The 26,693-nt window shown below is 65.5% G+C and carries 23 protein-coding genes; 11 read left to right on the plus strand and 12 right to left on the minus strand.

Annotated features, from left to right (window positions below):
* Positions 1–9 precede the first annotated feature (9 nt).
* The 6 genes from JYG32_RS25800 to JYG32_RS25825 all read right to left on the minus strand — a co-directional run bounded on the left by JYG32_RS25800 (position 10) and on the right by JYG32_RS25825 (position 5,842).
* The gene (locus JYG32_RS25800) at positions 10–660 is read right to left on the minus strand and encodes a hypothetical protein (protein WP_249744882.1); all 651 of its coding nucleotides are present in this window, start codon (positions 658–660) and stop codon (positions 10–12) included.
* Positions 661–733: 73 nt separating this feature from the next.
* On the minus strand, positions 734–1,273 hold the full coding sequence (locus JYG32_RS25805; RefSeq protein WP_213265491.1) for a hypothetical protein: 540 nt from the start codon (positions 1,271–1,273) through the stop codon (positions 734–736).
* 153 nt (positions 1,274–1,426) lie between these two features.
* The gene (locus JYG32_RS25810) at positions 1,427–1,807 is read right to left on the minus strand and encodes a VOC family protein (protein WP_213265492.1); all 381 of its coding nucleotides are present in this window, start codon (positions 1,805–1,807) and stop codon (positions 1,427–1,429) included.
* Between the two features lie 108 nt (positions 1,808–1,915).
* On the minus strand, positions 1,916–2,761 hold the full coding sequence (locus tag JYG32_RS25815; protein ID WP_213267478.1) for a GNAT family N-acetyltransferase: 846 nt from the start codon (positions 2,759–2,761) through the stop codon (positions 1,916–1,918).
* Positions 2,762–3,985: 1,224 nt separating this feature from the next.
* Positions 3,986–4,888 (minus strand): alpha/beta hydrolase, encoded by a 903-nt coding sequence (locus JYG32_RS25820; protein WP_213265493.1) that lies wholly within the window; start codon positions 4,886–4,888, stop codon positions 3,986–3,988.
* Positions 4,889–4,975: 87 nt separating this feature from the next.
* Positions 4,976–5,842 carry an AraC family transcriptional regulator gene (locus JYG32_RS25825; RefSeq protein ID WP_213265494.1) on the minus strand — a complete coding sequence of 289 codons (867 nt, stop codon included), beginning with the start codon at positions 5,840–5,842 and terminating at the stop codon, positions 4,976–4,978.
* Positions 5,843–6,073: 231 nt separating this feature from the next.
* Here JYG32_RS25825 and JYG32_RS25830 point away from each other — a divergent pair, with 231 nt between their 5' ends.
* Complete coding sequence (locus tag JYG32_RS25830) at positions 6,074–7,255, plus strand: serine hydrolase domain-containing protein (RefSeq protein ID WP_213265495.1); 1,182 nt, start codon at positions 6,074–6,076, stop codon at positions 7,253–7,255.
* 93 nt (positions 7,256–7,348) lie between these two features.
* Here the strand turns inward: JYG32_RS25830 and JYG32_RS25835 are convergent, their stop codons facing one another.
* The 3 genes from JYG32_RS25835 to JYG32_RS25845 form a co-directional block, all read right to left on the minus strand.
* The gene (locus tag JYG32_RS25835) at positions 7,349–8,521 is read right to left on the minus strand and encodes an NAD(P)/FAD-dependent oxidoreductase (RefSeq protein WP_213265496.1); all 1,173 of its coding nucleotides are present in this window, start codon (positions 8,519–8,521) and stop codon (positions 7,349–7,351) included.
* Between the two features lie 182 nt (positions 8,522–8,703).
* Complete coding sequence (locus JYG32_RS25840; protein ID WP_213265497.1) at positions 8,704–9,855, minus strand: branched-chain amino acid ABC transporter substrate-binding protein; 1,152 nt, start codon at positions 9,853–9,855, stop codon at positions 8,704–8,706.
* A 435-nt stretch (positions 9,856–10,290) separates the two neighbouring features.
* Entirely contained in the window at positions 10,291–11,319 is a 1,029-nt protein-coding gene (locus tag JYG32_RS25845; protein WP_174378335.1) for a DUF1338 domain-containing protein, read from the minus strand.
* 225 nt (positions 11,320–11,544) lie between these two features.
* Here JYG32_RS25845 and JYG32_RS25850 point away from each other — a divergent pair, with 225 nt between their 5' ends.
* On the plus strand, positions 11,545–12,492 hold the full coding sequence (locus JYG32_RS25850) for a LysR family transcriptional regulator (RefSeq protein WP_174378336.1): 948 nt from the start codon (positions 11,545–11,547) through the stop codon (positions 12,490–12,492).
* A 15-nt stretch (positions 12,493–12,507) separates the two neighbouring features.
* Here JYG32_RS25850 and JYG32_RS25855 read toward each other — a convergent pair whose 3' ends face one another.
* Entirely contained in the window at positions 12,508–12,975 is a 468-nt protein-coding gene (locus JYG32_RS25855; RefSeq protein WP_213265498.1) for a hypothetical protein, read from the minus strand.
* 610 nt (positions 12,976–13,585) lie between these two features.
* Here JYG32_RS25855 and JYG32_RS25860 point away from each other — a divergent pair.
* On the plus strand, positions 13,586–15,214 hold the full coding sequence (locus JYG32_RS25860) for an NADP-dependent glyceraldehyde-3-phosphate dehydrogenase (RefSeq protein WP_213265499.1): 1,629 nt from the start codon (positions 13,586–13,588) through the stop codon (positions 15,212–15,214).
* A 69-nt stretch (positions 15,215–15,283) separates the two neighbouring features.
* On the opposite strand, the gene JYG32_RS25865 is transcribed toward JYG32_RS25860, so the two are convergent.
* Positions 15,284–15,916 carry a LysE family translocator gene (locus tag JYG32_RS25865; protein ID WP_213265500.1) on the minus strand — a complete coding sequence of 211 codons (633 nt, stop codon included), beginning with the start codon at positions 15,914–15,916 and terminating at the stop codon, positions 15,284–15,286.
* A gap of 595 nt (positions 15,917–16,511) precedes the next feature.
* Here JYG32_RS25865 and JYG32_RS25870 point away from each other — a divergent pair.
* From JYG32_RS25870 to JYG32_RS25885, 4 genes are all read left to right on the plus strand, one after another.
* Positions 16,512–16,835, plus strand: a complete 324-nt coding sequence (locus tag JYG32_RS25870; protein ID WP_213265501.1) for a DNA-binding protein — start codon at positions 16,512–16,514, stop codon at positions 16,833–16,835.
* Between the two features lie 210 nt (positions 16,836–17,045).
* On the plus strand, positions 17,046–17,531 hold the full coding sequence (locus tag JYG32_RS25875) for a hypothetical protein (RefSeq protein WP_213265502.1): 486 nt from the start codon (positions 17,046–17,048) through the stop codon (positions 17,529–17,531).
* A 242-nt stretch (positions 17,532–17,773) separates the two neighbouring features.
* Positions 17,774–19,237: a PepSY-associated TM helix domain-containing protein gene (locus JYG32_RS25880; RefSeq protein ID WP_213265503.1), complete on the plus strand. Its 1,464-nt coding sequence runs from the start codon at positions 17,774–17,776 to the stop codon at positions 19,235–19,237.
* Positions 19,238–19,275: 38 nt separating this feature from the next.
* A complete protein-coding gene (locus JYG32_RS25885) occupies positions 19,276–21,393 on the plus strand; it encodes a TonB-dependent receptor (RefSeq protein WP_213265504.1) in 2,118 nt (705 codons plus the stop codon).
* Positions 21,394–21,565: 172 nt separating this feature from the next.
* On the opposite strand, the gene JYG32_RS25890 is transcribed toward JYG32_RS25885, so the two are convergent.
* Entirely contained in the window at positions 21,566–22,810 is a 1,245-nt protein-coding gene (locus JYG32_RS25890) for an NADH:flavin oxidoreductase/NADH oxidase family protein (protein ID WP_213265505.1), read from the minus strand.
* A 77-nt stretch (positions 22,811–22,887) separates the two neighbouring features.
* On the opposite strand from JYG32_RS25890, the gene JYG32_RS25895 reads away from it, so the two are divergent.
* The 4 genes from JYG32_RS25895 (at position 22,888) to JYG32_RS25910 (ending at position 26,688) form a co-directional block, all read left to right on the plus strand.
* Positions 22,888–23,346: a MerR family transcriptional regulator gene (locus JYG32_RS25895; protein ID WP_174378343.1), complete on the plus strand. Its 459-nt coding sequence runs from the start codon at positions 22,888–22,890 to the stop codon at positions 23,344–23,346.
* 485 nt (positions 23,347–23,831) lie between these two features.
* On the plus strand, positions 23,832–25,562 hold the full coding sequence (locus JYG32_RS25900; RefSeq protein ID WP_249744644.1) for a B12-binding domain-containing radical SAM protein: 1,731 nt from the start codon (positions 23,832–23,834) through the stop codon (positions 25,560–25,562).
* Positions 25,562–26,173, plus strand: a complete 612-nt coding sequence (locus tag JYG32_RS25905) for a LysE family translocator (protein WP_174378344.1) — start codon at positions 25,562–25,564, stop codon at positions 26,171–26,173. Before JYG32_RS25900 ends, JYG32_RS25905 begins: the two co-directional genes overlap by 1 nt.
* A 194-nt stretch (positions 26,174–26,367) precedes the next feature.
* A complete protein-coding gene (locus JYG32_RS25910) occupies positions 26,368–26,688 on the plus strand; it encodes a DUF1330 domain-containing protein (protein WP_174378345.1) in 321 nt (106 codons plus the stop codon).
* Positions 26,689–26,693: the final 5 nt, after the last annotated feature.

A 26,693-nucleotide genomic window follows, 5' to 3' on the forward strand; every position in this document is an offset into this window, starting at 1 on the left:
TGCGGCAGGCTACTTGCCGGCGGTGAGGCGTCGCAGTATTTCCGTGCGTTCGGCGCTCAGCACACGATCCGCGCCCTCGCCCCTGTCGTAGCGCCTGGTTGTCCGGTAGGAAAACCGCTTTTTGTACTGACTGGTTGCGGGATCGAACGCCCACGCGTCGACTTCGAAAAAGTGCTTTTCGAAATGACTCTCGTCCTTGCCCCAGACATAGTCGGCCCGAACGAACAGCGGATAGGGCGAAACGTCCGGCACCTTCCACATCGCGCGATCGGCCATCTCTGTTTCGGTGACTTCCGGCATCAGATTCTCGATCTTTCCGTTCGCGCCATAACGCAGTACGGCTACGCGCTCCAGCATCCCGCTGCCACCGCCCGAGAACATCCCCGAGAAGAAAACCCAGGAACCGCCCGATGAAAGCGGCAACCGTTCGGATCGTGGATTCAGTCCGAACTGATATAGCTCCTTTGACGAACCGGAAACAGGAGCCGGCGGCATCTCGAAGCACGGCGCACGGTCAGGAAGCACGCAGAGTTTCACCCCGGACAGCGGAAGCCCATCGGCATCATGCTTGCCCTCCGTCTGGGTGAAGCGCGGGAAAGCAGGTTCGCTGGATGTCGCCTGAACATCGGTGATGCCGACGACGGAAATGCTCAAGATCACTCCGAGCGTCTTGCAGATCCAGCGCATATACCGCCCCTCTTCCCTCATCCGGTGATTTCTGCAGATTGTCGAATCAGTCATAACCCCAAATACTCAAACCGAGAAACAGATCGCCATTCTGATACATCAGGCCAATGCCTACTGGAAGCTGTTCTGACGGCGCAAAACTGCAGTACGTGAACCGAGTTCCCTCACGCATCTCGTCTTTGCACTTTGGTTGACCGAATCGGCGAGTGGCAATCGACATCACTTCCGCTTTCGGCGGAAGTTTGTCCCAATCAAAGGCGTTGAAGTCAATGTAGGCGCCCTTCGTCTTGCCATCCGGGCCGCGGGTGCCATACAGCGTAATGGCACGCTCCCCCTTGCTGACGGGAGAGGGGCAGTCATACAGCACATAGTCGTGTATCTCAGCGCCTTCAGGGCGAAGGGGATCGTTCAATACCTCCACACCGCAGCCCAACTTGCTTGCGACGTAGGTTGTGTCGGATAGCCGGCCGCTCATGACGACGCCCCGAATACGCCCGAGAAAGTCGTCAAAGTCCGAGCGAGGAGCGGACGCCATGCTCGTGCAGCCCGCAAGCAGACTGCCGATCAAAATGGCGAGGAACGACAATAGCGGGAAATTTCTGCTCACCATTCTGAACGGGCGTTAGTCTGAAGGGCGAAATAATGACACAAGGGATTCACGTTCCTGCGCGGCCACGATGCGCCAGTCGCCTTCGAGCGTATAGAGCGAAGGCGGCGCCTCGTGCTTCGGTTCAGCGACTCACCCCTCAGCCCGGTGACAAACCACCTCGATATTGTGACCGTCCGGCGCGATGACAAACGCCGCATAGTAATTCGCGTGATAACGCGTCCTCAGCCCCGGCGCGCCATTGTCTTTCCCGCCCGCCTCCAGCGCCGCGCGATAGAACTCGTCGACTTGCCGCCGATTCTCGGCCTTGAATGCGATGTGAAGATGCGCGGGCTTCTCCGTCGTCTGGAACAGACACAACGAAGGCTGCCACGGCCCCGGCGGACAAAGCTCGACGCCGTACGAAGGCTCCCCCTCCCCCGCGACTACCACGCCAAGCGGTTCAAGCGCCTTGAGGAAGAACGCCTTGCTCGCTGCGAAATCGCTGACTCCGAATTTGACGTGGTCAAACATGAGTTCCCCCTCGGATAGTTGGGCTCGCCCGCGCCCCGACATGTTGAACGGATCATCGCGATGTTGCCACATCACATGCAGCCATCGACGGCAGCCCCGTCCGCCCCATCACCCCAGTTCGAACGACGTCACTCCGAACACGCGATCGATCGCGATCGCGGGCGGGTCTTTCGTGTACATCCGCGCGGTTTCGAAGACGCTCGTCATCCCGTGCCGTTCCGCCAGCGCGACGGCCGCGGGATTCGTTTCCGGCACGTCGAGCACCATGACCTCGCCGGGCATGCTCGCCGCCAGCGCGCGAAACAGCCCGGTGGCGACGCCTGCGTCATCGGCAAAGAGCGGGCCGATCTTGCAGCCCGCCTTGCAGCGGCGCACGACACCGTATCCGGCGACACGGCCGGCGTCGACTGTTGCGAGCGCAACGGCATCCGGCTGTGCGATCCACGCGGAGACGAAACGCTCGCGCGCCGCGGGAAAACACTGGCGATCGTACGCAAGCAACTGCTCGAACGGCACATCGGCCGCTGACGCTACATGCGCGCACCCGATGCCGTTCACGCGCCCCTGATAGCGGATGTTGCGGTACGCGAGCCGAAACCCGGACTTCCTGTAGTTCGCCTGCTGGGCGACGACACCATCGAGACCGACGTTGCGGTCTCCGAGATAACGCATGCCGTGCTGCCAGATCCGCATGCCGAAGCCTTTGCCGCGGAACCCGGGCTTCACGATGTAGAGACCGATGAAGCCAAAACGCTCGTCATAGGCGACGGCGGCGAGGCACGCGACCGGCTCGCCGCGCCAAACGCCGACGAAGAAACCGGCCGGGTCCGCTTCCCTGAAACAGTGCGGGTCATGCCAGCCGGGGTTCCACCCTTCTGCAGCCGCCCATTCGACCGACATGGCCACCTCGCCGGCCGACATGGTGCGCACGATAAAGTCTCCGCCTTGATCCATGGTTCGCCCCACTCGCGGCTCTAAAGATTGCCGCCTCGTGTTACGGAAAATGCATCGGGAAAGCGCCGGCAAGCGAGCGCCGGCCAACTGACAGAACAGGCCGTGCAATCGTGCCCTAAGCCACGGCTACCGACCGCGTCATCATAATCCCAAGGGCGGGCCTCAGTGTGGAGCGGTCATCACGGTTGTTCCGGTCCGATGCGTACCGCAATTGACGCGTATCGGCGGCCCGGACGATCGGGTCACGAAGTTAGCTATCCTCGAATGTCCGAGCGAGCGACCGGTTGCAACGGGTCGCCAAGCGACCGCACCGAAATCCACGAAGAACGAAAAAAGCCCGACAAAGTCGGGCCAACGAGCGAGACACAAGGAGAATCCCGCTCACCCCTCACCGGGAGGTCGCACCGCACGACGCGACGTTCTTTCCAACGGCAGGCCGGTTCTCCGGCACACACGCTCGATCGAGTTGAAGGCCGATCGTCAGCCACCGTGCTTGTCTGGAGGAATTCCGTGAAAAGTGACTATTGCGAATCGGGCGTGCCGGATGGAGGTGCCGCCGGCATTGTCGGCAGTGGAACCGCAGCCGCGTTGTTCGTGCCGCCGCCCGTTGCGCTCGCGGCGCCCGCTTGTCCGCGGCGGCCTCGGTGCGAGCTACGCACTGCCGCGGGCTCGCTCGCAGCAACCTGCCGTAGCGGCGGATGCGCGATGTACTGAAAGTTGTCATTGATCGTGCTATCGCCCGTGTCGTACGGGTGCACGAATACGCTGCTGTTAACGGGTGCGCGGGCTTGCGCGACAGCCGCCGGCGCAATGGTCATTACGGCTGCGCCAGTCGCTGCGCTCAACGCGACGATGCGTATCAGCATGAGCGAACCGGCATCACAGGGTGTCGGGCGTACTGTCACGCTACGTTTCCTCCAATGTGCATTCGCTCGGCGATCGTTTGACTGCCGGTAGCGCCCGCTCGAAAAATTGGCCCACGCCGGAAAGCGCGGGCCGAGCGGAGGTATCACAGCACCTTGGGGGGACAAGGCGAGACCAGTCTAGCCCGAGTCACCGAAAAGAAGATTTCATGGCGGATTACAGGTATTACTTCCGATGACGAAGCATCGGCCGTTGTCGTCTGGCAACGGGTGACGCATCGTTCGTTGGCGCGTGTCGCTGCGCAGCGTGTACTCGGCAGCTTCGCTTCGGCCTGACGGTTTCGTACATGCAGTGGGCAGATCACAGATGCTGCCTGAACCAATCCACGGCCGCCTGACTGGTTTCGTCGAATCGCTCGATATACGGTGCGAAATGTCCTCCGTTGATCTGGAGCAACCGCTTCGGCTCCAGCGCGTTTCCCCACGCTTTGAGGCAAAGGTCGGTGGGCGTCAGAAAGTCCTGGTCAGCCACGATCATCAGCAACGGGGTCGGCGAGATGCGGTCCACATACTGCCCCGGCTCGTTTTCGCGGGACATTTCGGCACTGCGCAAAGTCACTTCGTTTTTCCAGCTCGGGGCAAATCGCGCCGCAGACTCGGTGAAGAACCGGTAGGCATCCGCGCCAGCCATCGCACAGGCTGCCGTTGGATCGGCACTGACTGCCGGCAACATCGCTGGCCGGCCACCCGCGAATCGCAGCCGGCGGTCTTCGTCGAAGCGAGCCAGCATCGCCGGTACCAGATCGGAACGGGTGCGACGCAATGCCGACTGATAGCCGCTGATCGTAGGCACCTGCGACACCACGCATTTGACGCGCCGGTCGATTGCGGCGACTTCGAGCACGTGGCCGCCGCTGAAACTGGTTCCCCAGATGCCGATGCGTGCGGCATCGACATCCGGGCGTGTCAGCAGATAGCTGATCGCATCGCGATAGCCGCGCTTCTGTTGCACCGGGTCGATTTCCTGACGCGGGTGCCCATCGCTTGCGCCGAAATTCCGGTGATCGTAGAGCAGCACGGCAAAGCCGCGGGCGGCAAACACCTCGGCGTAACGGTCCAGATATTGTTCCTTCACGCCCGAGAAGCCGTGAGCCATCGCGATGGCAGGATACGTTTGCCTATCGGTGATGCGCTGCGCCGGCTCGTAATACCAGCCTCGCAGCGTCGTGCCTTCGGATAGGAATTCGATGTCGTATCGCGTCATGTCGGCTTACCTCAATCGGTCAGTTGGTTCGATGACCGACACGATAAGCACGTTCACCCTGATCCGCATGCGCTGGAAAGACGTTTGCTACGCGGAATCGGACAGTTTCGCGTAAGCGCTGGGCGTCATGCCGGTAAACCGGCGAAACACGGTCGAGAATGCGCTCGTTGTTTCGTAGCCCAGTTCAGCGGCGACGGTGATCACGGAACATCCCGATGCCAGCAACGGACGCGCGGTCGAAATCCGGGCCTGCTGCCGCCACTGGCTGAAAGACAGCCCGATTTCGGCGTTGAACAGCCGGGCCAACGTCCTGCTCGATGCGCCGACTTCATGCGCCCACTGCGTCAGTGTTCGTTGATCGGCCGGATTCGCAAGAATCGCGTTGCACACCCTGGCAAGACGCCGATCCTGGCCGGACGGAAGCCGCAATGGCTGCTCGGGAGACCACGCTATTTCAGCAAGCAAGAGCTGGATCACAAGATCGTCGCGCCCACGGGGATCGGCGTCGACGGGGAAATGCGATGCCCGCATGATCAATTCGCGCAGCAGCGGCGAAACGTCCACCAGTCTCGGTCGATTCGGGTATTGCGACGGGTATGCGCGCGGATGGACGTACGCGGTCCGCATTTCGAGCTGTCCATGCGCGCGCATGGCATGCGTAAGGTCGGGAGGAATCCAGAGTGCGCGATGAGGGGGAATCATCCACAGCGACCGGCATGCGACGACTTCGGCGATGCCCGTCGTCGTAAAGACGAGTTGTGCCCGCGTGTGCCGATGCGCGTCGACGACAAAGCCGTCGGGAAACGCTTTCGGCATGACGGCCGCGATACCCGGCACATTCTGGTAATCACGCGGATCGGTACTCTTCCGGACGGCGGCGACGCCGGCGCGCCTCGGGCCAGCTGTCGCGTCGTACTCGATTGCGCTACAGCGGCAGTTTCCCTCGACCTTCATCGCCAGCTCTCTCACTTGTGCAGGATTGCCGGGCCATGCGATTCCGGCAGATCGGGCAAATGATACGGGAATGTCTGCTTCGGAGAATTCCGGTCATCGACAACCGCCCGCGAACCGCGGAAGCAACGATCGCCAGCGCAGCGCGCGTAGCCCTCATCCGAGTATGGGTTAATGGCACCGTCGGCGCGCGCCGCCTAACATGTCGACTGCCCCATCACGACCGATTCTCTGATGATCTCCTCTCCAGCATCGCCACAGCAATCGTCAACCGATCCGGCGCTCGCCGAGCGCATCGACGCGGTACTGTCCCGCCAACTCGACACGCAGCGCCTGGTGGGTGCGGTCGTACTGGTCGCACGCAACGGCGAACTCGTCTATCGCCGCGCGGCCGGGTTCGCCGACCGCGAATCGCGCACGCCGATGCGCGAGGACACGCTGTTCAGACTCGCGTCGGTGACGAAGCCGATCGTCTCGACGGCTGCCATGGCGCTCGTGGCGCAACACAAGCTGTCGCTCGACGACGACGTCACCCGCTGGCTGCCCGATTTTCGTCCGGCGCTGCCTGACGGCCGCGTGCCGGCGATCACGGTGCGCCAACTGCTCACGCACACGGCCGGCCTCGACTATCGCTTTGCGGAAGCCGACGCGAACGGCGCCTATGCGCGCGCGGGCGTCTCCGACGGGCTAGATGGCGCGTCGATCACACTCGCCGAAAACGTACGCAGGATCGCGAGTGCACCGTTGCTGTATGCGCCCGGAACAAACTGGAACTATTCGGTCGCCCTCGACGTGGTCGGCGCGCTGATCGAAGCTGTCTGCGGGGCGTCGCTCGCCGACGCCGTCGATGCACTCGTGCTCCGTCCACTCGGTACGCGCGACACGGCATTCGTCGCAGTCGATCCCGCACGGCTCGCGACACCCTACGTCAATGACGCGCCGCAGCCGCATCGACTCGCCGAAAACGAGACCGTGCCCATCTTCGAAGGAACCGTCGGTGTGACGTACTCGCCGTCACGCGCGCTCGACGCGCATGCGTTCGCCTCGGGCGGTGCCGGGATGGTCGGCACCGCCGGCGACGTGCTGACGGTGCTCGACACGCTGCGGGCGGGCGGCGGCACACTGCTGCCTGCCACCTTCGTCGACGAGATGGGCCGCGTACAGACGGGCGACCTCGAATTGCCGGACCTGCCCGGCGCAGGTTTCGGGATCGGATTTTCGGTGTTGCGCGACCCGCACGCGGCAGCTTCGCCGGAGTCGCCGGGCACGTGGCGCTGGGGAGGGGTCTATGGTCACTCGTGGTTCGTCGACCGCGCACGCGGGCTGACCGTCGTGTCGCTCTCGAACACGCTCTACGAGGGCATGAACGGCCAATATACCGTCGATCTGCGCGACGCAGTCTATGGCACCAGGTAACACGCGGAACAAAAAAAGCCCGACAAAGTCGGGCCAACGGGTTTGAGACACAAGGAGAATCCCGCCCACCCCACACCGGGCGGTTACGCCGCGCTACACGACGTTCTTTTCGACGATCGGCCGGTTTTCCAGCACTCGCGCCCAGCCGAGCGACGACAGGTCGAGCGTTTCATAACGCCCGCCCAGAATGAGTTCACTGACGCCACGCCCCGTCGCCGGCCCCTGCTGCAGCCCGTGGCCGCTATAGCCATTCGCGAACACGACGTTGTCGAGCTCCGGGTGATACCCGATGATCGCGTTGTGGTCGAACACGTTGTACTCGTAGTACCCGGACCAGCAGTTCTCCACGCGCAGCGCCTCGAACTCCGGCACGCGATTCGCGAGCGTCGGCCAGATCACCTCGTCGAACAGGTCGTGATCGACTTCGTCGAGCGGCAGATCGTCCGGGTCGCGGTCCGGGCTCGGCGACGTCCCGCAGATATACGTGCGCCCTTCCGGCCGGAAATACACGCCGGTCGGATCGATCAGCAGCGGGCAATCCGTGAGCTTTGCCGGCGACGACACGTTGAAGATGCTGCGGCGCCGCGCATACACGGGAATGTCGATGCCCATCATCGACGACAGCGTGCGCGTCCACGCACCGGCCGCGTTGACGAGCGTGTCGCACGCATAACGCTCGCCGTCGCCCGTCACGACATGCGTGATCTTCCGTCCATCGCGTCCAACCGACTTCACATCGGCCGCCACATAACGCGCCCCAAGCGCCTGCGCCTTCTTGCGCAACGCCTGCACGAGCCCATACCCGTCGAACCAGCCTTCGCCGCTCACGCCGTACGCGCCAGACACGAGATCGTCGACGTTCAGCCACGGAAACTTCGCGCGCAGTGCATCGCGATCCATCAACCGGATATCCGCGCCGAGACTGGTCTGCAGCGCGTGATTCTCGCGCAGCGTCGCATCGCCGGCCGGCGTCGCGAGGAACAGGTAGCCGCCTTCGTGCAAATCGATCGACGGCCGGTTGCCGTCCACTTCGAGCCGTTCGCCGATCGTGCGCAGGAAGTCGATGCCGAACAGCGACATCTCGATCGACAGCGGCGTCGAGAACTGCTGGCGAATCGACGCGGCCGACAGCGCCGACGACGATCGCGCGTAGGTGGGGTCGCGTTCGATGACGGTCACGGCGACCGTCGGATCGGTGGCGCGCAGGAAATAGGCGATCGAGCTGCCGATCACACCACCGCCGACGATGACGACTTGAGAACTCACGACTGACTCCAGTTGCACGTAAAAGGCGCGGCCACCCGGCCAGACCCGTTGGTTGTTCGTGCCGCGTCGCGCGCGGCGTCGCGTCTGCAGGCTTCCCGAGCGATCGCCCCGGCGTGCGCCGCGATCGCTCACGGTATTTCAGCACGTCCGGCATCGCCGCGAAAGTCCGCGCGCGCTTGCGTTCAATCCGCCGATTTCGTCGTGACGGGCTGCCACGCGGCGTTCTTCACTTCATACAGCGTCGAGCTCGGGTTCTTCAGGTCGCCCGTGTTCGTGAACGCGATCGTGCCCGTGATGCCGTCGTAGCGCGTGCCCTTCAACGCACCGTTGAAATCGGCCGGCTTCGTCGAGTTCGCCTTCTGCATCGCATTGATCGCGATCCACGTCGCGTCGTACGCGAACGGCGCATACGCGAGCATGTCGACGCCGTACTTCTGCTTGAATTTCGTTTCGAACAGCTTGCCCTTCGCGAGACGCGACAGCGGCTGCCCGTATTCCCACACGGCAGCGCCTTCCGCCGCATTGCCGGCCAGCTTGATGAAGTTCGCGTTCATCACGCCGCCGCCCGCGAGGAACTGCGCGCGGATGCCGAGCTGGCGCATGCGCTTGACGAGCATCGCGGCCTGCGCGTCGAGGCCGCCGAAGAACACGAGATCGGCATTCGTGCTCTTGATCTTCGTGAGCTGCGCGCTGAAGTCGACGGCCTTGTCGTTCGTGAATTCGCGCGCGACGATCGTGCCGCCGTTCGCCTTCACGGCCTTCTCGAATTCGTCGGCTTCGCCCTGGCCGAACGCGGTGCGATCGTCGAGGATCGCGATGCGCTTCGCCTTGGTCACGCTCGCCGCGTAGGCCCCTGCGTTGCCGGCGTTCTGCGTGTCGGTCGCGATCACGCGGTACACGGTGCCGAGCCCGGCGCGCGTGATGTCGGGATTGGTCGCCGACGGCGTGATCATCGGAATGCCGGCCTTCGCGTAGATCTTCGACGCGGGCAGCGTCGTGCCCGAATTGAAATGGCCGATCACGACAGCCACCTGCGCATCGGCGAGCTGCTGTGCGGCTTGCACGCCGGTGCGCGGATCGCTCTGGTCGTCCTGCGACGCGACGACGAACTTCACGGGCTTGCCGCCCACCGTCGTGCGCGCGGCATTCGCTTCGTCGACAGCCATGCGCACGCCGTTCTCGATGTCCTTGCCGTACGCGGCGCCGCCGCCCGTCAGCGGGCCGGCCACGCCGACCTTGACGACCGTCTCCTGCGCATGGGCCGCGCCCGTCTGGAACGCGAGGATCGCGGCGGTCAGAACGACGCCGGAAAGCGAACGAATGCGGAACGTCATGGCAGTCCTTCTTCTGTGGGTCGGGATGCAACGCGCGACTGCCGCGCGTCGGCGACCTCCTGCGTGCCGGTGATTTCGTCCGCCGCCCGAGCGCCATTCATGGAAGGCGCCGATCCGGCCAGCCGATCACCGTGGTTCCGTCTCCGAAGAACCTTTCACCGCGAAAGAGGTGAATGGATTGTGGGTAGCCAATACCCGTGCAGCAAACGAATTATCGGAACTATGTTGTGAGGATTTGTCATCAAGTTCCGATGTGCGGAAAGCGCGCGGCCCGTACCTCGACGGGCCTGCGACCCGCCGTGCTTCGGCCGCCGCCAAACGCAATCGGGCGGTGCGCCTACGCGCCCCGCCCGATCGACTCGCGACATCCGGAGCTGCGGATCGGTACGCACGCGGCAATCATGCCGCCGCCGCATCACCGCCCGCTCCGCCCCGTCACTTCGTCGCGTTCGCCGTCATCTTGAAGATGCCCTGCGCGTTGCCCGCATCGAAACGCAGGTCGGTCACCCAGCGGCGCGCCGCCTGGTCGAACGTGCGCTTGCGCGTGATGAACTCGTAGAACGAGCCCGGCACGTTGCGCTTCACCGTGCCGCCGTCGCGCGTGCGGAATTCGCGCTCGACGGTATCCGCGCGATAGGCGGTCTGGAACACGCGGCCCGAGCGCGAGCGCTCGACTTCCGGTTTCATCGGCCGGCCCTTCGCCTTCTCGTCGTCGGACAGCTTGAACACGTCGGTCACGCGATCGGTCGCATGATTGAACGCGTTGCCTTCGGTCGAGATCCACGCCATCTCCGCCGATTCCATCAGCAGCGTTTCGTAGTCGAGTTCGTTCGGCAGGTCGTGCTGGCGCGCGAAGGCGCCGACGATCTCCGGCAGCAGCGCGTGCGCGGCGTCGAGCGACAGCCAGCCTTCGCGCTCGACTTCCCACAGCAGCGCAACGGCCGCCGGCGACAGCGGATCGCGCGACGAGCTCACGACGTTCGTCACGGCCTGCTGGAATTCCTTCGAGAAACGCTCCGGATGCAGTTCGCTGACGAAGAACTGCGCGATCTCGTCCGGTGCGTCTTCATGCGCATACGCGCGGCCCGTCATGCCGAGCTTGTCGAGCGGGTAACGGCCGTTCAGGCGGAAGCCGAGCGGGCGCAGGATGCGCGTGAACGCGGCCTCGCCCGGCGGCAGCGCGCCCGTGTGCGGCCAGCGCACCGTGCGCAGCGCGCCGTGATCGAAATAGACCGAGCCGCCGCTTTCGATCGCGTCGGCCGTGTACGCACGGCCGTTCGCCGAACGTTCGAGCAGCCCCTCGAACAGCGCCATGTTCATCGCCTGCGCGATTTCCGCGCGCGTCACGACGCCGTCTTCCCATTCTTCGAGGATGGCCGGCATGTTCAGGGTCGAGAACAGGGCGTCGGTCTTCGCCTGTCCCAGCAGCTTCGTCAGCAAGCTCTCGATATTCGGATTGCGCATCAGGATTCTCGTCTCGGGGGACCGCCGGCAAACGTGCCGGCAACTCGTCGGCCGGCGGCCCATCGGGCGCCTGACCTTGCGTGGAGAGCATTATTCAAAGGGTTGCAGCCGGGCGTAAAGCGAGATTAAATTGACACGTGATGAGTTTTTGGAATTATTGACCGCCCTTCGCCCGCCCTCCGCCCCCGCGTGGCGCGGCCCCGTTCGTCAGATGAATCGAGCATCATGCGCAAATTCAAGATCCCCAACATGGGCGCGCTCGTGGCTTTCGAAGCCGCCGCGCGCCACGAGAGCTTCACGCACGCGGCCAAGGAGCTGTTCCTGACCGAAAGCGCGGTATCGCGCCAGATCGCGACGCTCGAGGCGAGCCTCGGCGTGCGGCTGTTCGCACGCGTGAAGCAGCGCGTCGTGCTGACACGGGCCGGCAAGCTGTACGGCACGCAGGTGCGGCGCGCGCTGGAAGCGCTCGACCGCGACACGCTGTCGATCATCGCGCACGGCAGCGGCGGCGGCTACCTGGAACTCGCGGTGCTGCCGACGTTCGCGTCGCACTGGCTGATCCCGCGCATCAAGAGCTTCTACGACCGCACGCCCGACGTGCGCGTGAACATGGGCAGCCGCACCGACCTGTTCTCGTTCGAGGACACGCACTTCGAGGCCGCGATCCACTACGGCAAGCCGACCTGGCCCGGCACGTCGTCCGACTACCTGTTCGGCGAGGAAGTCGTGCCGATCTGCTCGCCCGCGCTGCTCGACAGGCCCGTCGAACGTGTCGAGGATCTGCTCGCGTATCCGCTGCTGCACTCGACGACGCGCCCCGGTGCGTGGGCACAGTGGTTCGAGGCGCACGGCGTCGAGGACATCCGCACGATGCAGGGCGTGCGCTACGAACTGCATACGATGCTGATCAGCGCGGCCGCGGCCGGGCTCGGGATCGCGCTCGTGCCGAAGTTCTTCGTCGAGGAACAGTTGCAGCAGCTCGGCCTGGTCGTGCCGTGCGACGCGGCGACGGTCGGCGATTCCGCGTACTACCTCGTGTATCCGACGGAATTCAGCCACAGCAAGCCGCTGGAATCGTTTCGCGGCTGGCTGCTCGAACAGGCGAGCGCGTATGCGGCGCCGGCGCGCGATGCGGATGACGCCGACGCGGAGGATGACGAGGACGTCGAGTAGCGCGGCCGTTTCAGGTCACGGTGCGGCGGCATCGCAGGCGTGCCGCGTCGGCAGACCAGCCGCGACGACCTTCACCAGCCTCGCGCGATCGGGCGTTTCGAGCCCCGGACACGCCGTATACAGATCGCGGATCACGATCGTCGCGCGCCCGTCGAACCGGCACACGCCGTCTGGCTGCACGTTCGGCAGCCGCAGCCCGCGCGTCGCATCGCGCTGATTCGTGAAAACGATCACACCCGCGCGTCGCGAACGGTCCGGCAAGCGCCGCGCCGATGCGTCGTCCTCTTCGAACCACACGTCCGGCCCGATCGATTCGTCGCCGTAGTCGAGCGCATAACTGCCCGACAACGCGATCGTCCGCCCGACATGCACCGCATGGCACTCCGGCTCGGCGTCGGCCGACACCGGCACCGCCTGCGCGCCCGCTGCGGCCGAACCGCATGCCAGCAACATCAGACACAGCGCGCGGGCGCGACTGTTCAAGCTCGACACATCGATCGCTTTCCGGATCATGGGCAGTGAGGTACAGGTCATCGTGCGCATTGTGCGCATCGTTCGAAAACGGTCACGCAGAAGGGGGGATTCGGAACACGGCTACGAAGAGATTCGAGAGGATCACGAAGGATCCGGTGAAGCAGGCGGCACGCATTCGAGGTCCGGTGCGCGCCGAGCCGGGCAACCCCGACCCGGCGCTCCGGGCAGCCGACCTCGCATCGGCAGCGCGGCGGACCTTCTTCTGTTGTTCACTACGTCTGCTCTCTCAGGCTCGCTTCATTTTTTTCTTCGCCACGCGGCGCCATTATCCGCCCAAATCGGCCGGAGTGAAACGTTTGCGGTTGCACCCAACGCGTTATACCGGCCATTCGGTAACAGTCTTTCTGGACGCTTACGATGCACGCGAGTCGATTCGGCAAATCTTGCATTCGCGTCGGCGTTCCTTTTTAATGGAACTGGTTTCAATCGCTGATTCGGCCAGGTTCCCGCGTGACGCGCCGTCGTGCTCGCGTCATCATGCCGATTCAGGATCGAGGATCATTCAGCTCAGGATTCGCAGTGCCCGTCCTTCCCGGACACCCCGTCAAACGAGACCGTCATGCCCGATTCCGCCTCTCTGCAGCAGCTGTTTCCCGCCTATCAAGACATCCCCGCCGAATTCCGGCTCGCTTCGCCGATCCACCAGCGCGTGTCGCTCGTCGACGGCGAGTTGCGACCGTGGGACGGCGCAACCAAGACCGTGCTGTCGCCCGTGTGCGTGCGGCAGGCGGACGGCAGCGTCGAGCAGGTCGAGATCGGCAGCTACCCGGTGATGGGCGAGCCGGAAAGCGACGCGGCGCTCGACGCCGCGGTGCGCGCGTACGACTCGGGCCGCGGCGAGTGGCCGACGATGAAGGTCGAGCAGCGCATCGCGTGCATGCAGGACTTCATCAAGCGGATGGTCGCGCAGCGCGAGCTGGTCGTGAACCTGATCATGTGGGAGATCGGCAAGAGCCTCGCCGATTCGCAGAAGGAGTTCGACCGCACCGTCACGTACATGACGCAGACGATCGACGCGCTGAAGGAGCTCGACAACGCGAACTCGCGCTTCGTGATCGCGGAAGGCACGATCGGCCAGATCCGCCGCACGCCGCTCGGCGTCGTGCTGTGCATGGGCCCGTACAACTATCCGCTGAACGAGACCTTCGCGACGCTGATCCCCGCGCTGCTGATGGGCAACACCGTGGTGTTCAAGCCGCCGCAGTACGGCACGCTGCTGTTCGAACCGCTGCTCGAAGCGTTCCGCGACGCATTCCCGAAGGGCGTGATCAACACGATCTACGCGCCGGGCGCGGTGGTCGTGCCGCACATGCTCGCGTCGGGCAAGATCAACGTGCTCGCGCTGATCGGGTCGAGCAAGGTGGCCGATCACCTGAAGAAGCAGCACCCGAAGTCGCACCGGTTGCGCGCGATCCTCGGCCTCGACGCGAAGAACGCGGCGATCGTGCTGCCCGACGCCGATCTCGACCTCACCGTGAAGGAATGCCTGCTCGGCGCGCTGTCGTTCAACGGCCAGCGCTGCACCGCGCTGAAGATGCTGCTCGTGCACCGCTCGATCGTCGACGAATTCCTGAAGCGCTTCACCGCCGCGCTCGAACAGCTGAAGATCGGCATGCCGTGGGAGAAAGGCGTCAGCATCACGCCGCTGCCCGGCATGCATCGCACGGCCTACATGACGGACGCGATCGACGACGCGAAAGCGAAGGGCGCGCAGGTCGTCAACCACTCGGGCGGCGAGTTCAGCAAGACGCTGTTCTATCCGGCCGTCGTGCACCCGGTGTCCGAAGGGATGAAGCTGTACCGCGAGGAACAGTTCGGGCCGATCATTCCGGTCGCGCCGTTCGACGACGTCGACACCGCGCTCGACTACGTGACGACGTCGGATCACGGCCAACAGGTCAGCATCTTCGGTTCCGATCCGGTGCAAATCGGCGCGCTCGTCGATCCGCTCGTGAACCAGGTGTGCCGCGTGAACATCAACTGCCAGTGCCAGCGCGGGCCCGACGTGTTCCCGTTCGCGGGCCGCAAGGATTCGGCCGAAGGCACGCTGTCGGTGAGCGATGCGCTGCGCGCGTTCTCGATCCGCTCGATGGTCGCGGCAAAGCAGACCGACAGCAGCAAGCAGTTGCTCGACTCGATCGTGTCGGATCACACGTCGAAGTTCATCAATACGGGCTTCATTTTCTGAAGCCGCTTCGATGCGGAAACCTTCCGCCGCGCTTCGATGCGGCGGAAGGTTTCAGCGAGCACCACGCGGCTACACGTTCGACACCAGCAGCCTGATCCCCGCCACGCCGAACACGACCGCGAGACCCGCTTCCATCGCGCGCCGGCCGCGCACGTACAGCCGGCGCGCGCCGTCCATCGAGAACACGAGCGCGTAGCCGCCGAACACCACGCACCCGATCACGACACAGCCCGGCACGACGGCGCCGTGCGACGCGCCCGCACCGTTCGACGACAGCGCGACGATCGACACCCACACGAGGATGGCTTTCGGATTGGTCAGGTGCAGCATCGCGCCGCGCGCGTAGAAGCGCGACAGCCGCTGCTCGCCCGCCGCGTTCGGCGAGGCCGCCGCCGTACCCGACAGCGCCGTGCGCCCCGACTTGAATGCGAGCCACAGCAGGTACAGCCCGCCGAAGATCTTGATCGCGACCAGCAGCTTCGACCACGCGAGCAATGCGGCCGACACGCCGAGCGCCGCCACCGTCGCCCAGAACATCGACCCCGAAATGACGCCGAGCGCGAACGCCAGCGCCGCCTTGCGGCCCTGGTTTGCGGCGACCGACATGATCGCGAGATTGCTCGGCCCCGGGCTGGCCGTACCGATGAAATAGGCCGTGTAGGCCAGCAGCAGGTTGGCCGAGAAGAAGGCGTGGACGCTCATGTCGAATCTCGCAGGGTTGGTTCGGAGATTGTTGGCAATCGCGCGCGGTCTGCCCATGGACAGTTGGGCCGCAATTCGCTGGGCCAGTTTGATGACCACGCCAATCGAATCGCCATACGTGAAACCGTCTCGGTTATGAAACATCCGGCGCATTCGCCGCCGGTTTCCGCCGCCCAACGGAGGTCGTCCCGTATCGACGTTTCCCGCCAGCGAACGCACGGCAGGCGCGGGCGGAACGCGCAGGCCGACACGTTTCGGCCGTCAGCCGACAGAAACGCAGCCCGCGTTTTACCCCGGCGTTACGTTACATCCGTGAAGCATTTCGCCTTGCCGAGCCGCTTCGTGCGCCCGACGTCGACCGCGCCCCGCCTGTAGACACCGTCCTCGACCGTCTGCGCAACCCAGTCCCGGCGGGACTCGCCGACCGGCGCCGTAGCGCCGCTCAACATTGCTCAACATTCGGATCGCGGCGCTGGTACGGAACCTGCATTCCGTTCCGGTGAAGGCCGCGCCGACGACCCGCGCGGTCACGAACCCAACGTCGGGCGCGTCCACGGATACGCCCGAACGATCCGCGCAAGCAACGAGGCCCTTCATGGATGCGCTGCCCAATTCGTCCGACACGGCGTTCCAGCTCTTTCTCGCAAAGGTGCTCGAACAGCCGCTGCCCGACTGGACCGAGAAACAGCAGATGGAACTCGAGATGGCCCGCACGCTGTCGACCGAAATGGTTCACCTCGCCGAAGAGATGCGCGGCCGCACGCCCGATCTCGCGCGCTGCCTCGTGCTGCTCCGCTACGCGAAGGTGCTCGACTTCATGCTGACGGCGCTCGCCGCGCGCCGCGACATTCACCCGCAGACGCTGCGCACGCTGTTCCGGCTCGCGAACCTGAAGGTCGACGATTCGTATCCGGCGTGACGCCGCTTGGCGAGGTGGCCTGACGAACCGGCTGCCGTAGAAAGTACGCCCGATACGAGCGCATGCGCGCATCGATCGTCGCCGCGATCACGAAGCCGGGCGACGCATGACGCGGTAACCCCGCGCACACGTCCGCTCGCACGCCGGCTTATCCTCGTTATCGGCGCTGCGGCCAGCCCCTCCCCGCAAACGGAGGTACAATCGCGCGCCATGAACGCACTACGCCACTTCCTGCACCGGCAAGGCGTCGCGCGACAGCTTCTGTGGGGTTTCCTCCTCGTGACGCTGCTGTCCCGCGCGCTGATGTCGGGCGCCGTGATGCTCGATCCGGATGGTCCGGATGCGGGCTCGGTGGTGCTGTGTTCGGGCCGCGGCCCGCTGATCGTCAGCGTGGCCGCGCTGGCCGCGCGCTTCGATGCCGGCGCGCCGATCACGCCGGCCAACGATGCGCTGGCGCTCGTCGACGCGCTCAAACATGATGCGCACGTCGACAAAACGGCGTCCTCCGGAAACGGAGACAGCCTCTGCTCATTTAGCGCCGCGCTGTTCACGGCACTCGCGTCGTTCGTACTGCTGGTGCTGCTGTTTCCCGCCGCGGCACCGCGGCGCTTGCGCATTCCGCCCGATTTCCTTCCCGTCGTGCGATCGATATTCGACGATCGCCCGCCGTCCCGCGCCCCTCCCCTGTTCTGCTGAACGTTCCGCCAAGCGGCCTGTGCACGTCGACGTGCGCCGGCCTTCATGCCGTTCGTTTCATCAAACCTGATTCAAGCGTTCCCCCGACTGCCCGCGTCGCGCGGGCAACGCCGCCTTGCGTATCGCCTGCGCACAAGGCCGCGTTGCCCATTGCGTCGACGCCGGCATGCCGGTGTTCCGCGCGTTGACGGCAGCCGGCCCGCACCGGCCTCGCCGATCGACGATCACGAGGAGCTGACACCATGTCCACCACCATCGAGCGGTCGATCTCGCCCGCCCGTTCCGCAAGCGCCGGTTACCGGACGCTCTGGCGCTGGCATTTCTATGCCGGCCTGTTCGTCATGCCGTTTCTCGTGATCCTCGCGATCACGGGAACGCTCTATTGTTTCCAGCCGCAGATCGAGCCGCTGCTGTATCCGCACCGGCTGGTCGTCGAGCCGCGTGCGACGCCGCGGCTCGACCCGGATGCGCTGCTCGCCCGCGCGCGTTCCGCGATGCCGGCCGGCGCAACGCCCGTTTCCGTCCAGGTCTCCACGGCGCCCGACCGCAGCGCCGAATACGTGTTCCGGCTCCGCGACGGCAGCCGCGAGAGCGTGTACGTGAACCCGTACGACGGCAGCCTGCTCGGCACGCTGAGCGTCGAGCGCCGCTTCATGCAGGTCGACCGGATGCTGCATCGCAAGCTGCTGCTCGGCAAGACCGGCGAGTTGCTGATGGAGCTCGCCGCATGCTGGACGTTCGTGATGATCGGCACCGGCATCGCACTGTGGTGGCCGCGCGGCACAGCGCGCATCGGGCGCGCACTGCGGCCCGACCTGTCGCTGCGCGGCCGGCCGCTGTGGAAAAGCATTCACGCGACGGCGGGCATCTGGCTCGCGGCCGGCACGGTGGCGTTCATCCTGACGGGGCTGCCGTGGTCGGGCTCGTGGGGCAAGAACTTCAAGGCGCTCGCCGCGACCGTGAACCTCGGCGCACCGGAAGGCGCATGGGGCGGCACGTCGGTGCGTTCGACGCGCCCGGGCGCAGCCGCGGAGCCCACGCACGCGCAGGCCGCTGCGCCGTCCGGCCATCATCACGAATCGGGCGAGTCGATGCCGGGGATGGTGATGGACGACCTGTCGTTGCCGCAAACGCCGTGGGCGGTCGGCAATGTGCCCGTTCCGCATTCGCCGTCCGCGCCGCTACCGGCGCCGCTGCCGCTGGCACGCGCGATCGCGATCGTTGCAGGGCTCGGCGTGACGAGCGGCTACACGCTCGCGTTGCCGTCGGGCGCGGACGGCGTGTTCACCGCGTCGTACTTCCCGGCCGACCCGAAGGCGGAGCGGACGATCTACATCGACCAGTACAGCGGCGAGGTGCTGAAGGACATCGGCTATGACGACTACGGCGCGGTGTCGCAAGCCGTGTCGTACGGCACGTCGCTGCACATGGGTCGTTACTTCGGGCTCGCGAACCAGATCGTCTGTGCGGTGCTGTCGCTCGGGCTGGCCGCGATGGCCGTGACGGGCGCGGTGATGTGGTGGAAGCGCCGCCCGGCCGGCAAGCTCGGCGCGCCGTCGCGCGAACGCTGCACGCCGCCGATGCGCGGCTGGATCGCGGGGCTCGTGCTGCTCGGCATCGTATTCCCGCTGATGGGGATGACGATCGTCGCGGTCTGGTTGATCGACCGCCTGCTGTTCGGCCGTGCGGCGCGCGCGGCAGCGTGATCGTAAAGCGATTCCACCGATTCAAAGGATTCCGAAGTATGAAGTTCAGATCGATGTTTCCCGTCGCCGTTCTCGCGGCCTTCTCGCCGGCCGGGCAGGCCCAGGAAGGCGACATCAAGAGCACCGGTGCCACACTCGCACCGATTCGCATCAACGCACAGAAGGCGGCCGCGCTGACGCGGCCGCTCGACACGGGCAGCCGTCTCGGGCTGTCGTCGCTCGAAACCCCCGCGAGCGTCGAGCAGATCGACCGCACGACGCTCGACACGCGCGGCGACAGTTCGATCGTCGACGCAGTGAGCCGCGCAGCCGGTATCAGCGAGTCGCCGCACCCCGGCAACGGCGGCTCGGAGCTCAGCGCGCGCGGCTTCGTCGGCGCGTCGTCGGTCACGCAGCTCTACGACGGCGTGCGCCCGTACGGCGCGATCGGCGTCACCTTTCCGTTCGACACGTGGTCGGTCGACCATATCGACGTGCTGCGCGGCCCGGCTTCGGTGATCTATGGCGAAGGCGCGATCGGCGGCGTCGTCAACATCGTGCCGAAGAAGCCGACCCGCACGCCGATCCGCAACGAGCTGCAGGTCGGCGGCGGCACCGAAGGCACGGCGCGGGTCGCGTTCGGCAGCGGCGGCGCGATCAACGACAAGCTGTCGTACCGCTTCGACATCAGCGGCAACCGCTCGTCGAACTGGGTCGACCGCGGCGATTCGCGCAACCTGTCGATCTCGGGCGCGCTGCGCTACGACGTGACGCCCGACCTGTACGTGACGGCATCGTATGCGCAGGGCTTCCAGCATCCGATGCAGTATTTCGGCGTGCCGCTCGTGAACGGCGCGCGCGATCGGGCGCTCGACAAGAAGAACTACAACGTCGGCGACAGCGACATCGCGTTCCGCGACAGCTGGGCAACCGTGTCGGCGAACTGGCAGCCGAGCGACAGCCTGAACGTGACGAGCACGCTGTACCGGATGAAGAGCAACCGTCACTGGAAGGACGCCGAGTACTACACGTACCTGCCGTCGGCCGCGCAGGTCCGGCGCAGCAGCTATACGGAGATCTTCCACGACCAGGAACAGTACGGCAACGTGACGACGGCCACCGTGACCGGCGCGCTGCTCGGGATGCGCAACACGTTCTCGACGGGTTTCGAGTTCAATCACACGACGTTCCAGCACGACAACAATTCGCCATACTCGGGCACGTCGACGGTCGATCCGTTCAGCTTCGACCCGGGCAGCTTCATCAACATGGCCGGCACGTATCCGAAGTACCGCAGCCAGTCGAACCAGTACGCGCTGTTCGCCGAGAACCGGCTCGAGATCACGCCGCGCTGGTCGGTGATCGGCGGGCTGCGCTACGACCATGCGAGCGTGAACCGCGACGATCTCGTGAACGGCGGCGCGTTCACGAAGGTGTTCGCGAACACGGGCTGGCGCGTCGGCACCGTGTACGACGTGCGGCCCGGTCTCGCCGTGTACGGCCAGTACTCGGTCGCGGCCGATCCGGTCAGCTCGCTGCTGTCGCTGAATGCGTCGAAGGCGAACTTCACGCTCGCGACCGGCCGGCAGATCGAGATCGGCGTGAAGCAGTCGTTCCTCGACGGCAAGGCGGAATGGACGCTGGCCGCGTACCGGATCGTGAAGAGCAACCTGTTGACGGCCGATCCGGTGAACCCGAACCGGTCGATCCAGGTCGGCCAGCAGTCGTCGCGCGGGCTGGAGGCGACGGTCGGCGCGGAGATCGCGAAGGACTGGCGCGTCGACGCGAACGTGTCGATCCTGCGCGCGAAATACGACGACTTCCAGCAGACGTCCGGCGGCACGACGGTCTCGCGCGCGGGCAACGTGCCGGTATCGGTGCCGCAGCGGCTCGCGAACCTGTGGGTAAGCTGGCGCTTCGCGCCGGACTGGACGGGTATCGCGGGCGTCAAGTACGTCGGCAAGCGCTTTGCCGACACGGCGAACCAGCTCGTGATGCCGTCGTACACGACCGTCGACCTCGGGCTCGCATGGAAGCCGCGCAAGGACACGACGATCACGGCGCGCGCGTACAACGTGTTCAACCGCCGCTACGTGCAGTCCGCGTATTACAACGAGACGCAGTATCTGCTCGGCAACGATCGACGGTTCGAGGTGCTGGCGAACTACCGGTTCTGACGTTGCGTGGTGCGATGCGAGCGCTCGCCGGCGCGTGTGCGTCGGCGAGCGCGGCCATCGTTGCTTCATCGTGAGTGCATGGCGACCCTGCGCGGGTGCCTGACGTCAGCCGGTCAGCCGCCCGGCAAACACCCCACCGGGCAACCAATCACCCAGCCGCGAATCGCCGCCGTCACGCACGCGGAGCGGCCGCGCGCCGCGCCATCCACTTCCGATAGCGCCGCGTCTGGCACTGCGCGGCCAGTTGCTGCCGGACCAGCGCGCGCAACGGCGACACCTGCGGGTTCGTGCGCCGCCCTTCGCTGAGCCGCGTGAGCTGGAACTTGACGACGGCCATGTTGGCCAGCGCGCCCAGCGCCTTGTTCTTCCACCGGATCGGCTGCAGCACCGGCGCACTCTCCTTGCCGGCCCGCCAGTCGCGCGGCAGGTTCGGATCGATCGACAGCGCGGTCGCGATGCCGACCATCGCCACACCGCTTGCAACCACCTGCTCGGCGACCGCGCGGCGCCGGATCCCGCCGGTGACCATCAGCGGCATCCGCGCGACGGCCGTGATATCGCGCGCGAATTCGAGGAAATACGCTTCGCGCGCAAGCGTGCGCCCGTCGCGCGCCTCGCCCTGCATCGCCGGCACTTCATAGCTGCCGCCCGACAGTTCGACGAGATCGACGTCGAGCGGATTCAGCAGCTCGACCACGCGCTTCGCATCGTCCGCGCTGAAACCGCCGCGCTGGAAATCGGCGGAGTTCAGCTTGACCGCGACGACGAACCCGGGCGACACCGTCGCACGCACGGCCCGCACGATGTCGAGCAGCAGGCGCGCGCGATTTTCGACGCTGCCGCCCCATTGATCCTGCCGGCGGTTCGTCAGCGGCGACAGGAACTGGCTCAGCAGGTAGCCGTGCGCCGCGTGAATCTGCACGCCGGTGAAGCCGCTTTGTTCCGCGAGCTGCGCGGCGCGCACGAAGCGCTGCTGCACATCGGCGATATCGGCTGGCGTCATTTCCTTCGGCACCGGGAACTGCTTCGACAGCGCGCCGAGCGCGAGCGGCACGGCCGACGGCGCCAGCGTCGTCTGGCCGAGCGCCGCCTGCATCTGGCGCCCCGGATGATTGATCTGCATCCACACCTGCGCGCCGCCCGAGCGCGCGATCTGCGCCCAGCGGCGGAAGCGATCGAGCGGCGCGTCGCTGTCGAGCACGACGCCGTTCGGCCCCGTCATCGCGCGGCCGTCCACCATCACGTTGCCGGTCAGGATCAGCCCGACCTGGCCATCGGCCCAGGCCTGGTACAGGCGCAGCAACGCGTCGGACGGCGCGTGATCCGCATCGGCCATGTTCTCTTCCATCGCGGCCTTGGCCAGCCGGTTCGGGATCACCGCACCGTTGGGCAGTGTCAGGGGCGTAAACAGGTTCATGGAGGGCATCCTCGATTGACGATGCCCAACGATAACTTTAAAGTCAACTTTAAGGTCAAGCCCTTTTGGAGCACCACATGAAAATCGGCGAACTGGCACGGGCCAGCGGCCTCGCGGCATCGCGCATCCGCTTCTACGAAGCGAGCGGCCTGCTCGAACCGGCCCGCCGACAGGCGAACGGCTATCGGGAATACGGGCCGGAAGCGCTGACGCGGCTCGCGATCATCGACCGCGCGCAGCGCGCGGGCTTCGCGCTTGATGAAATCCGCGCGGTGCTGCCGCCCGATCTCGGCGCGTGGCCGCGCGACGAACTGCTGGTCGCGCTACGGCACAAGGTCGACGAAATCGCGCTGCTCGAACGGCGTCTCGCGCAGAACCGGCAACATCTCGAGACGCTGATCGACGAGATCGAGAACAAGCCGGCGGGCGAGGATTGCGCGGGCGCCGCGCAGCGCATGCTCGACCGGCTGTGCGAGCAGGCCAGCGAACCGCTGGCGCCGGCCCCCGTCGCGCGGCCGACGCGCAAGCGCGCGTGACTGATTGCACGGCGGCACCCACCGATCCATCAACCCGCGCGGCGGCGAGACGAGACGACGCGTATGCGTCGGCTTCCGCACCGCGATCTCATGACCTTGTCACGACGGCACGATTGTCGGTTCAAACCGACGATCCGCACAATGCGTGACCGCGACGGGCCTCGCTGCAACGACGCCACGGGGAGTTGACAAGGGGCTTCGCGAGCGTTTCCTTTCTCCTCATCAAGGCCGACTGGCGAAGTGACATCTCTCGTTCGCAAACGGTGACGACATCATTTCGGTCTACGCGTGCCAGACATGCGTTTTCGGCCAAAGATCCAGGATTCGGGCGACAGCCATTCCGACGTGGGGGGCGTATCCATGGCAGAGCTCCCCCGTGCACCGATCCGTTTGACGTGCAATGTCCGGCGAAACGGGCGGACTATCGCCGTACCGGAAATAACGTGCGCACGACGCGGGATATCCGGTATCCGAACCTGCCATAGGTGACAGGTTCTGGTTCAAAGGCTTTCTCTTACATTAACGAGATCGAGGGCAGCCGGGCCTGCGGAGGTGGAGGCGTGTGCCGGCCGGTTGTAGCCGCCAGACACGATCCACAATACCGAGAGAACCGAGCGATGAGCGAGCCGAGGGCCGTCGTATTTTTCATCAACCCGCCGAACAGCAACGACCTGGATGCGGACGGCGCGGGCCAAACGAACGACATCGTCGTATCGAAGGGCATTCAACATACCGACTGGGCCAATTTCCCGCATCTCGGCATCCTGTCGCTGGCTTCTTATGTCGATGCGCTGCCGGGTTTCGAAGGCCATTACGTCGATGGCGTGATTCATCCGCTCGACCGTATCCTGGCGGCTATCCGCGAGCGGGCCGGCCGCACGCTCGCCGTCTGCCTCAGTGCGATCACGGCCAATTATGAAGCCGCGATCCGGATCGCACGCGCGGTCAAATCCATCGATCCGCATATCGCGATCGTGGTCGGTAACGATCATTTCACGGCATTGAGCCGCGAGATCCTCGATCGCCACGGTGAACTGATCGATTGCGGATTTGTCGGCAACGAAGTGTATGGCGGCCTGGTCGATTTCCTGAGGGATCGGCAGCAATCACGCACCGACGGCGTCTATCCCGGTTCGGTTCGCCTGGAATCCGGGCGGATCGTCGCCGATCCGGCGATTCGCGAGGCGGTGAACCGCGTCATCGACTACGGCCTGATCGACCGGACCTTGCCGCATACCGCCGTCTACACCGAGAATTTCACCCGGCGCCTGGGCCGGCGGATCCTGGCGCTGACCGGGCGGCAGGTGCGCAAGGGCGTGCCTGTCGAAATCGGGCGCGGCTGCATCAAATTCAGCGGCGACGATGCCTGTTCGTTCTGCTCGATTCAGTACGGCAGCATGTGGAAGAACGAACTGCCCGCGGACCACGCGTGGTCCGCCGTCCGCGGCGCATGGGAGGCGGGTTACGATTACCTGTACGTGACGGCCGACGAACTGCCGCTCACGTTCGCGCGGCTGATGCTCGACATGGCGGAGTCGCCGCCGCCATGGTGGCGCGCGTTGCCGGCGGACGCGCGCCCGGTCCTGGTCGGCTACGCGCGCGCGGACGGCATGGAGAAGGAACAGGTACTGAAAGCCATGCGCGAGATCGGCTTTCGCATTCTGTTCGTGGGCGTCGACGCGGGCGCCGCGCGTTCGCTGCAGGCGCTCAACAAGCCACTGCGGAACAAGGATCCGGTGGCGGCCGCGCAGCGGATGTCCGACGCCAATCTGCGGGCGCTGGACAACGCGCGCGCGCATGGCGTGGCGATCAAGGCGGGATTCGTGCTGGGGCATCTGGGGATGAACGAGGCGTTGCTGGAGGAAAACATCGAAACCTACATCGCGTTTCTGAAGGCCGGGCGGGATGTGATCATCAGCGCCGACATCGAATTGCTGTCGCCGGAACCGGGCTCGAAGGATTTTCGCTACCTGACCGATCCGGACGAGGCTGAAACGATGTCGGCTCGATTGGGTCTCGCGCTCGGAAGCCGCGCGCAGCGGCAGGCGGTGGCCGATCGCTACCGGAACGTCGATATCTTCGATCGCGAGGCCGCCATCGACGACTATATCGGCGTGTTCATGCCCGAACTGTCGAAGGAGCGGCTCGCCACCGCGCGCGATCGCGTGCGCGGCGAATGCGGCCGGCTCGGTATCGTGATCGGAGACGACCTCTGATGTCGCCAGAACAAGCGCTGCTCTTCGGCCTGACCTGCCTCGGCTTCGGTTTCATTCCCGGGCCCGCGCTGCTGCAGACCGTCTCGTTGACGCTTCAGCACGGGCGCCGGGCCGGCTTCCTGTCCGCGCTCGGCATTCACCTCGGCGCCTTTTTCCAGATCTGCATCGTCGCGCTCGGTGCGGTCGCGGTGCTGAAGACATCGCCGATGCTGTATCACGTGCTCAAGGTGGTCGGCGGTGCCTACCTGGTCTGGCTCGGCATCCAGCGCATCCGCGCGCCCGTCGGGCAGGACGCGGCGATCGACGTGCCGCCCAACGTCGTGTCGTCGAGCGCGTTCATCGAAGCGTCGAATCCGAAGTCGGCGCTGTTCTATTTTTCGTTCCTGCTGCAGTTCACCGATCCGGACGCGTCGCTCGGGCTCGGCTGGCAACTGTTCCTGCTCGGCGCGTGCGCGAACCTGCTGTTCTCCGCCGCCGACGTGTTCTGCATCCTGCTCGCCCATCCGTTGCGTGCCCGCGTGTCACCGGGAGGCCAGGCGCTGCGGATCGGCCAGTTTCTCGCCGGCACGCTGTTCGTCGTGCTGGGCGTGATTGCGATCGTCAGCGATTAGCGCGGGCATGCCCGCACGAGGCAACGACCGGCGCACCGACCGCGCGACGCCGGACCGCGCGAGCGGTGGGCAGGTCGGCACGCTTGCGCGCGGCTGTGCGGATTCGCTTACGTCTCAGGTAATCGACGCGCGCGTTGCGAGGCCCGATCATGGTTACACCGATCACCGAACCGCATCACGCCAGGGAGCCCGCCATGACCGCCTACGCCATCGCCCACCTGCACGACGTCGACATGTGCGACGACATCGTCGAATACCTCGAACGCATCGACGGCACGCTCGCGCCGTTCGACGGCCATTTCGCCATTCACGGCGCGCGGCCGGACGTGCGCGAAGGCGTGTGGCGCGGCGACCTGATCGCGATCGCATTTCCCGATCTCGACACGGCGCGCGCGTGGTACGAATCGGATGCGTACCGACAGATCCAGCCGCTGCGCGCACGGCACGCGAGCGGCCCGCTGATCCTGATCGACGGCGTCGACGAACGGCACAAGGCGACCGACGTCCTGCGCTGATCCAC

Origin of the sequence: Burkholderia pyrrocinia (assembly GCF_018417535.1) — a bacterium.
Lineage (GTDB): Bacteria > Pseudomonadota > Gammaproteobacteria > Burkholderiales > Burkholderiaceae > Burkholderia > Burkholderia pyrrocinia_E.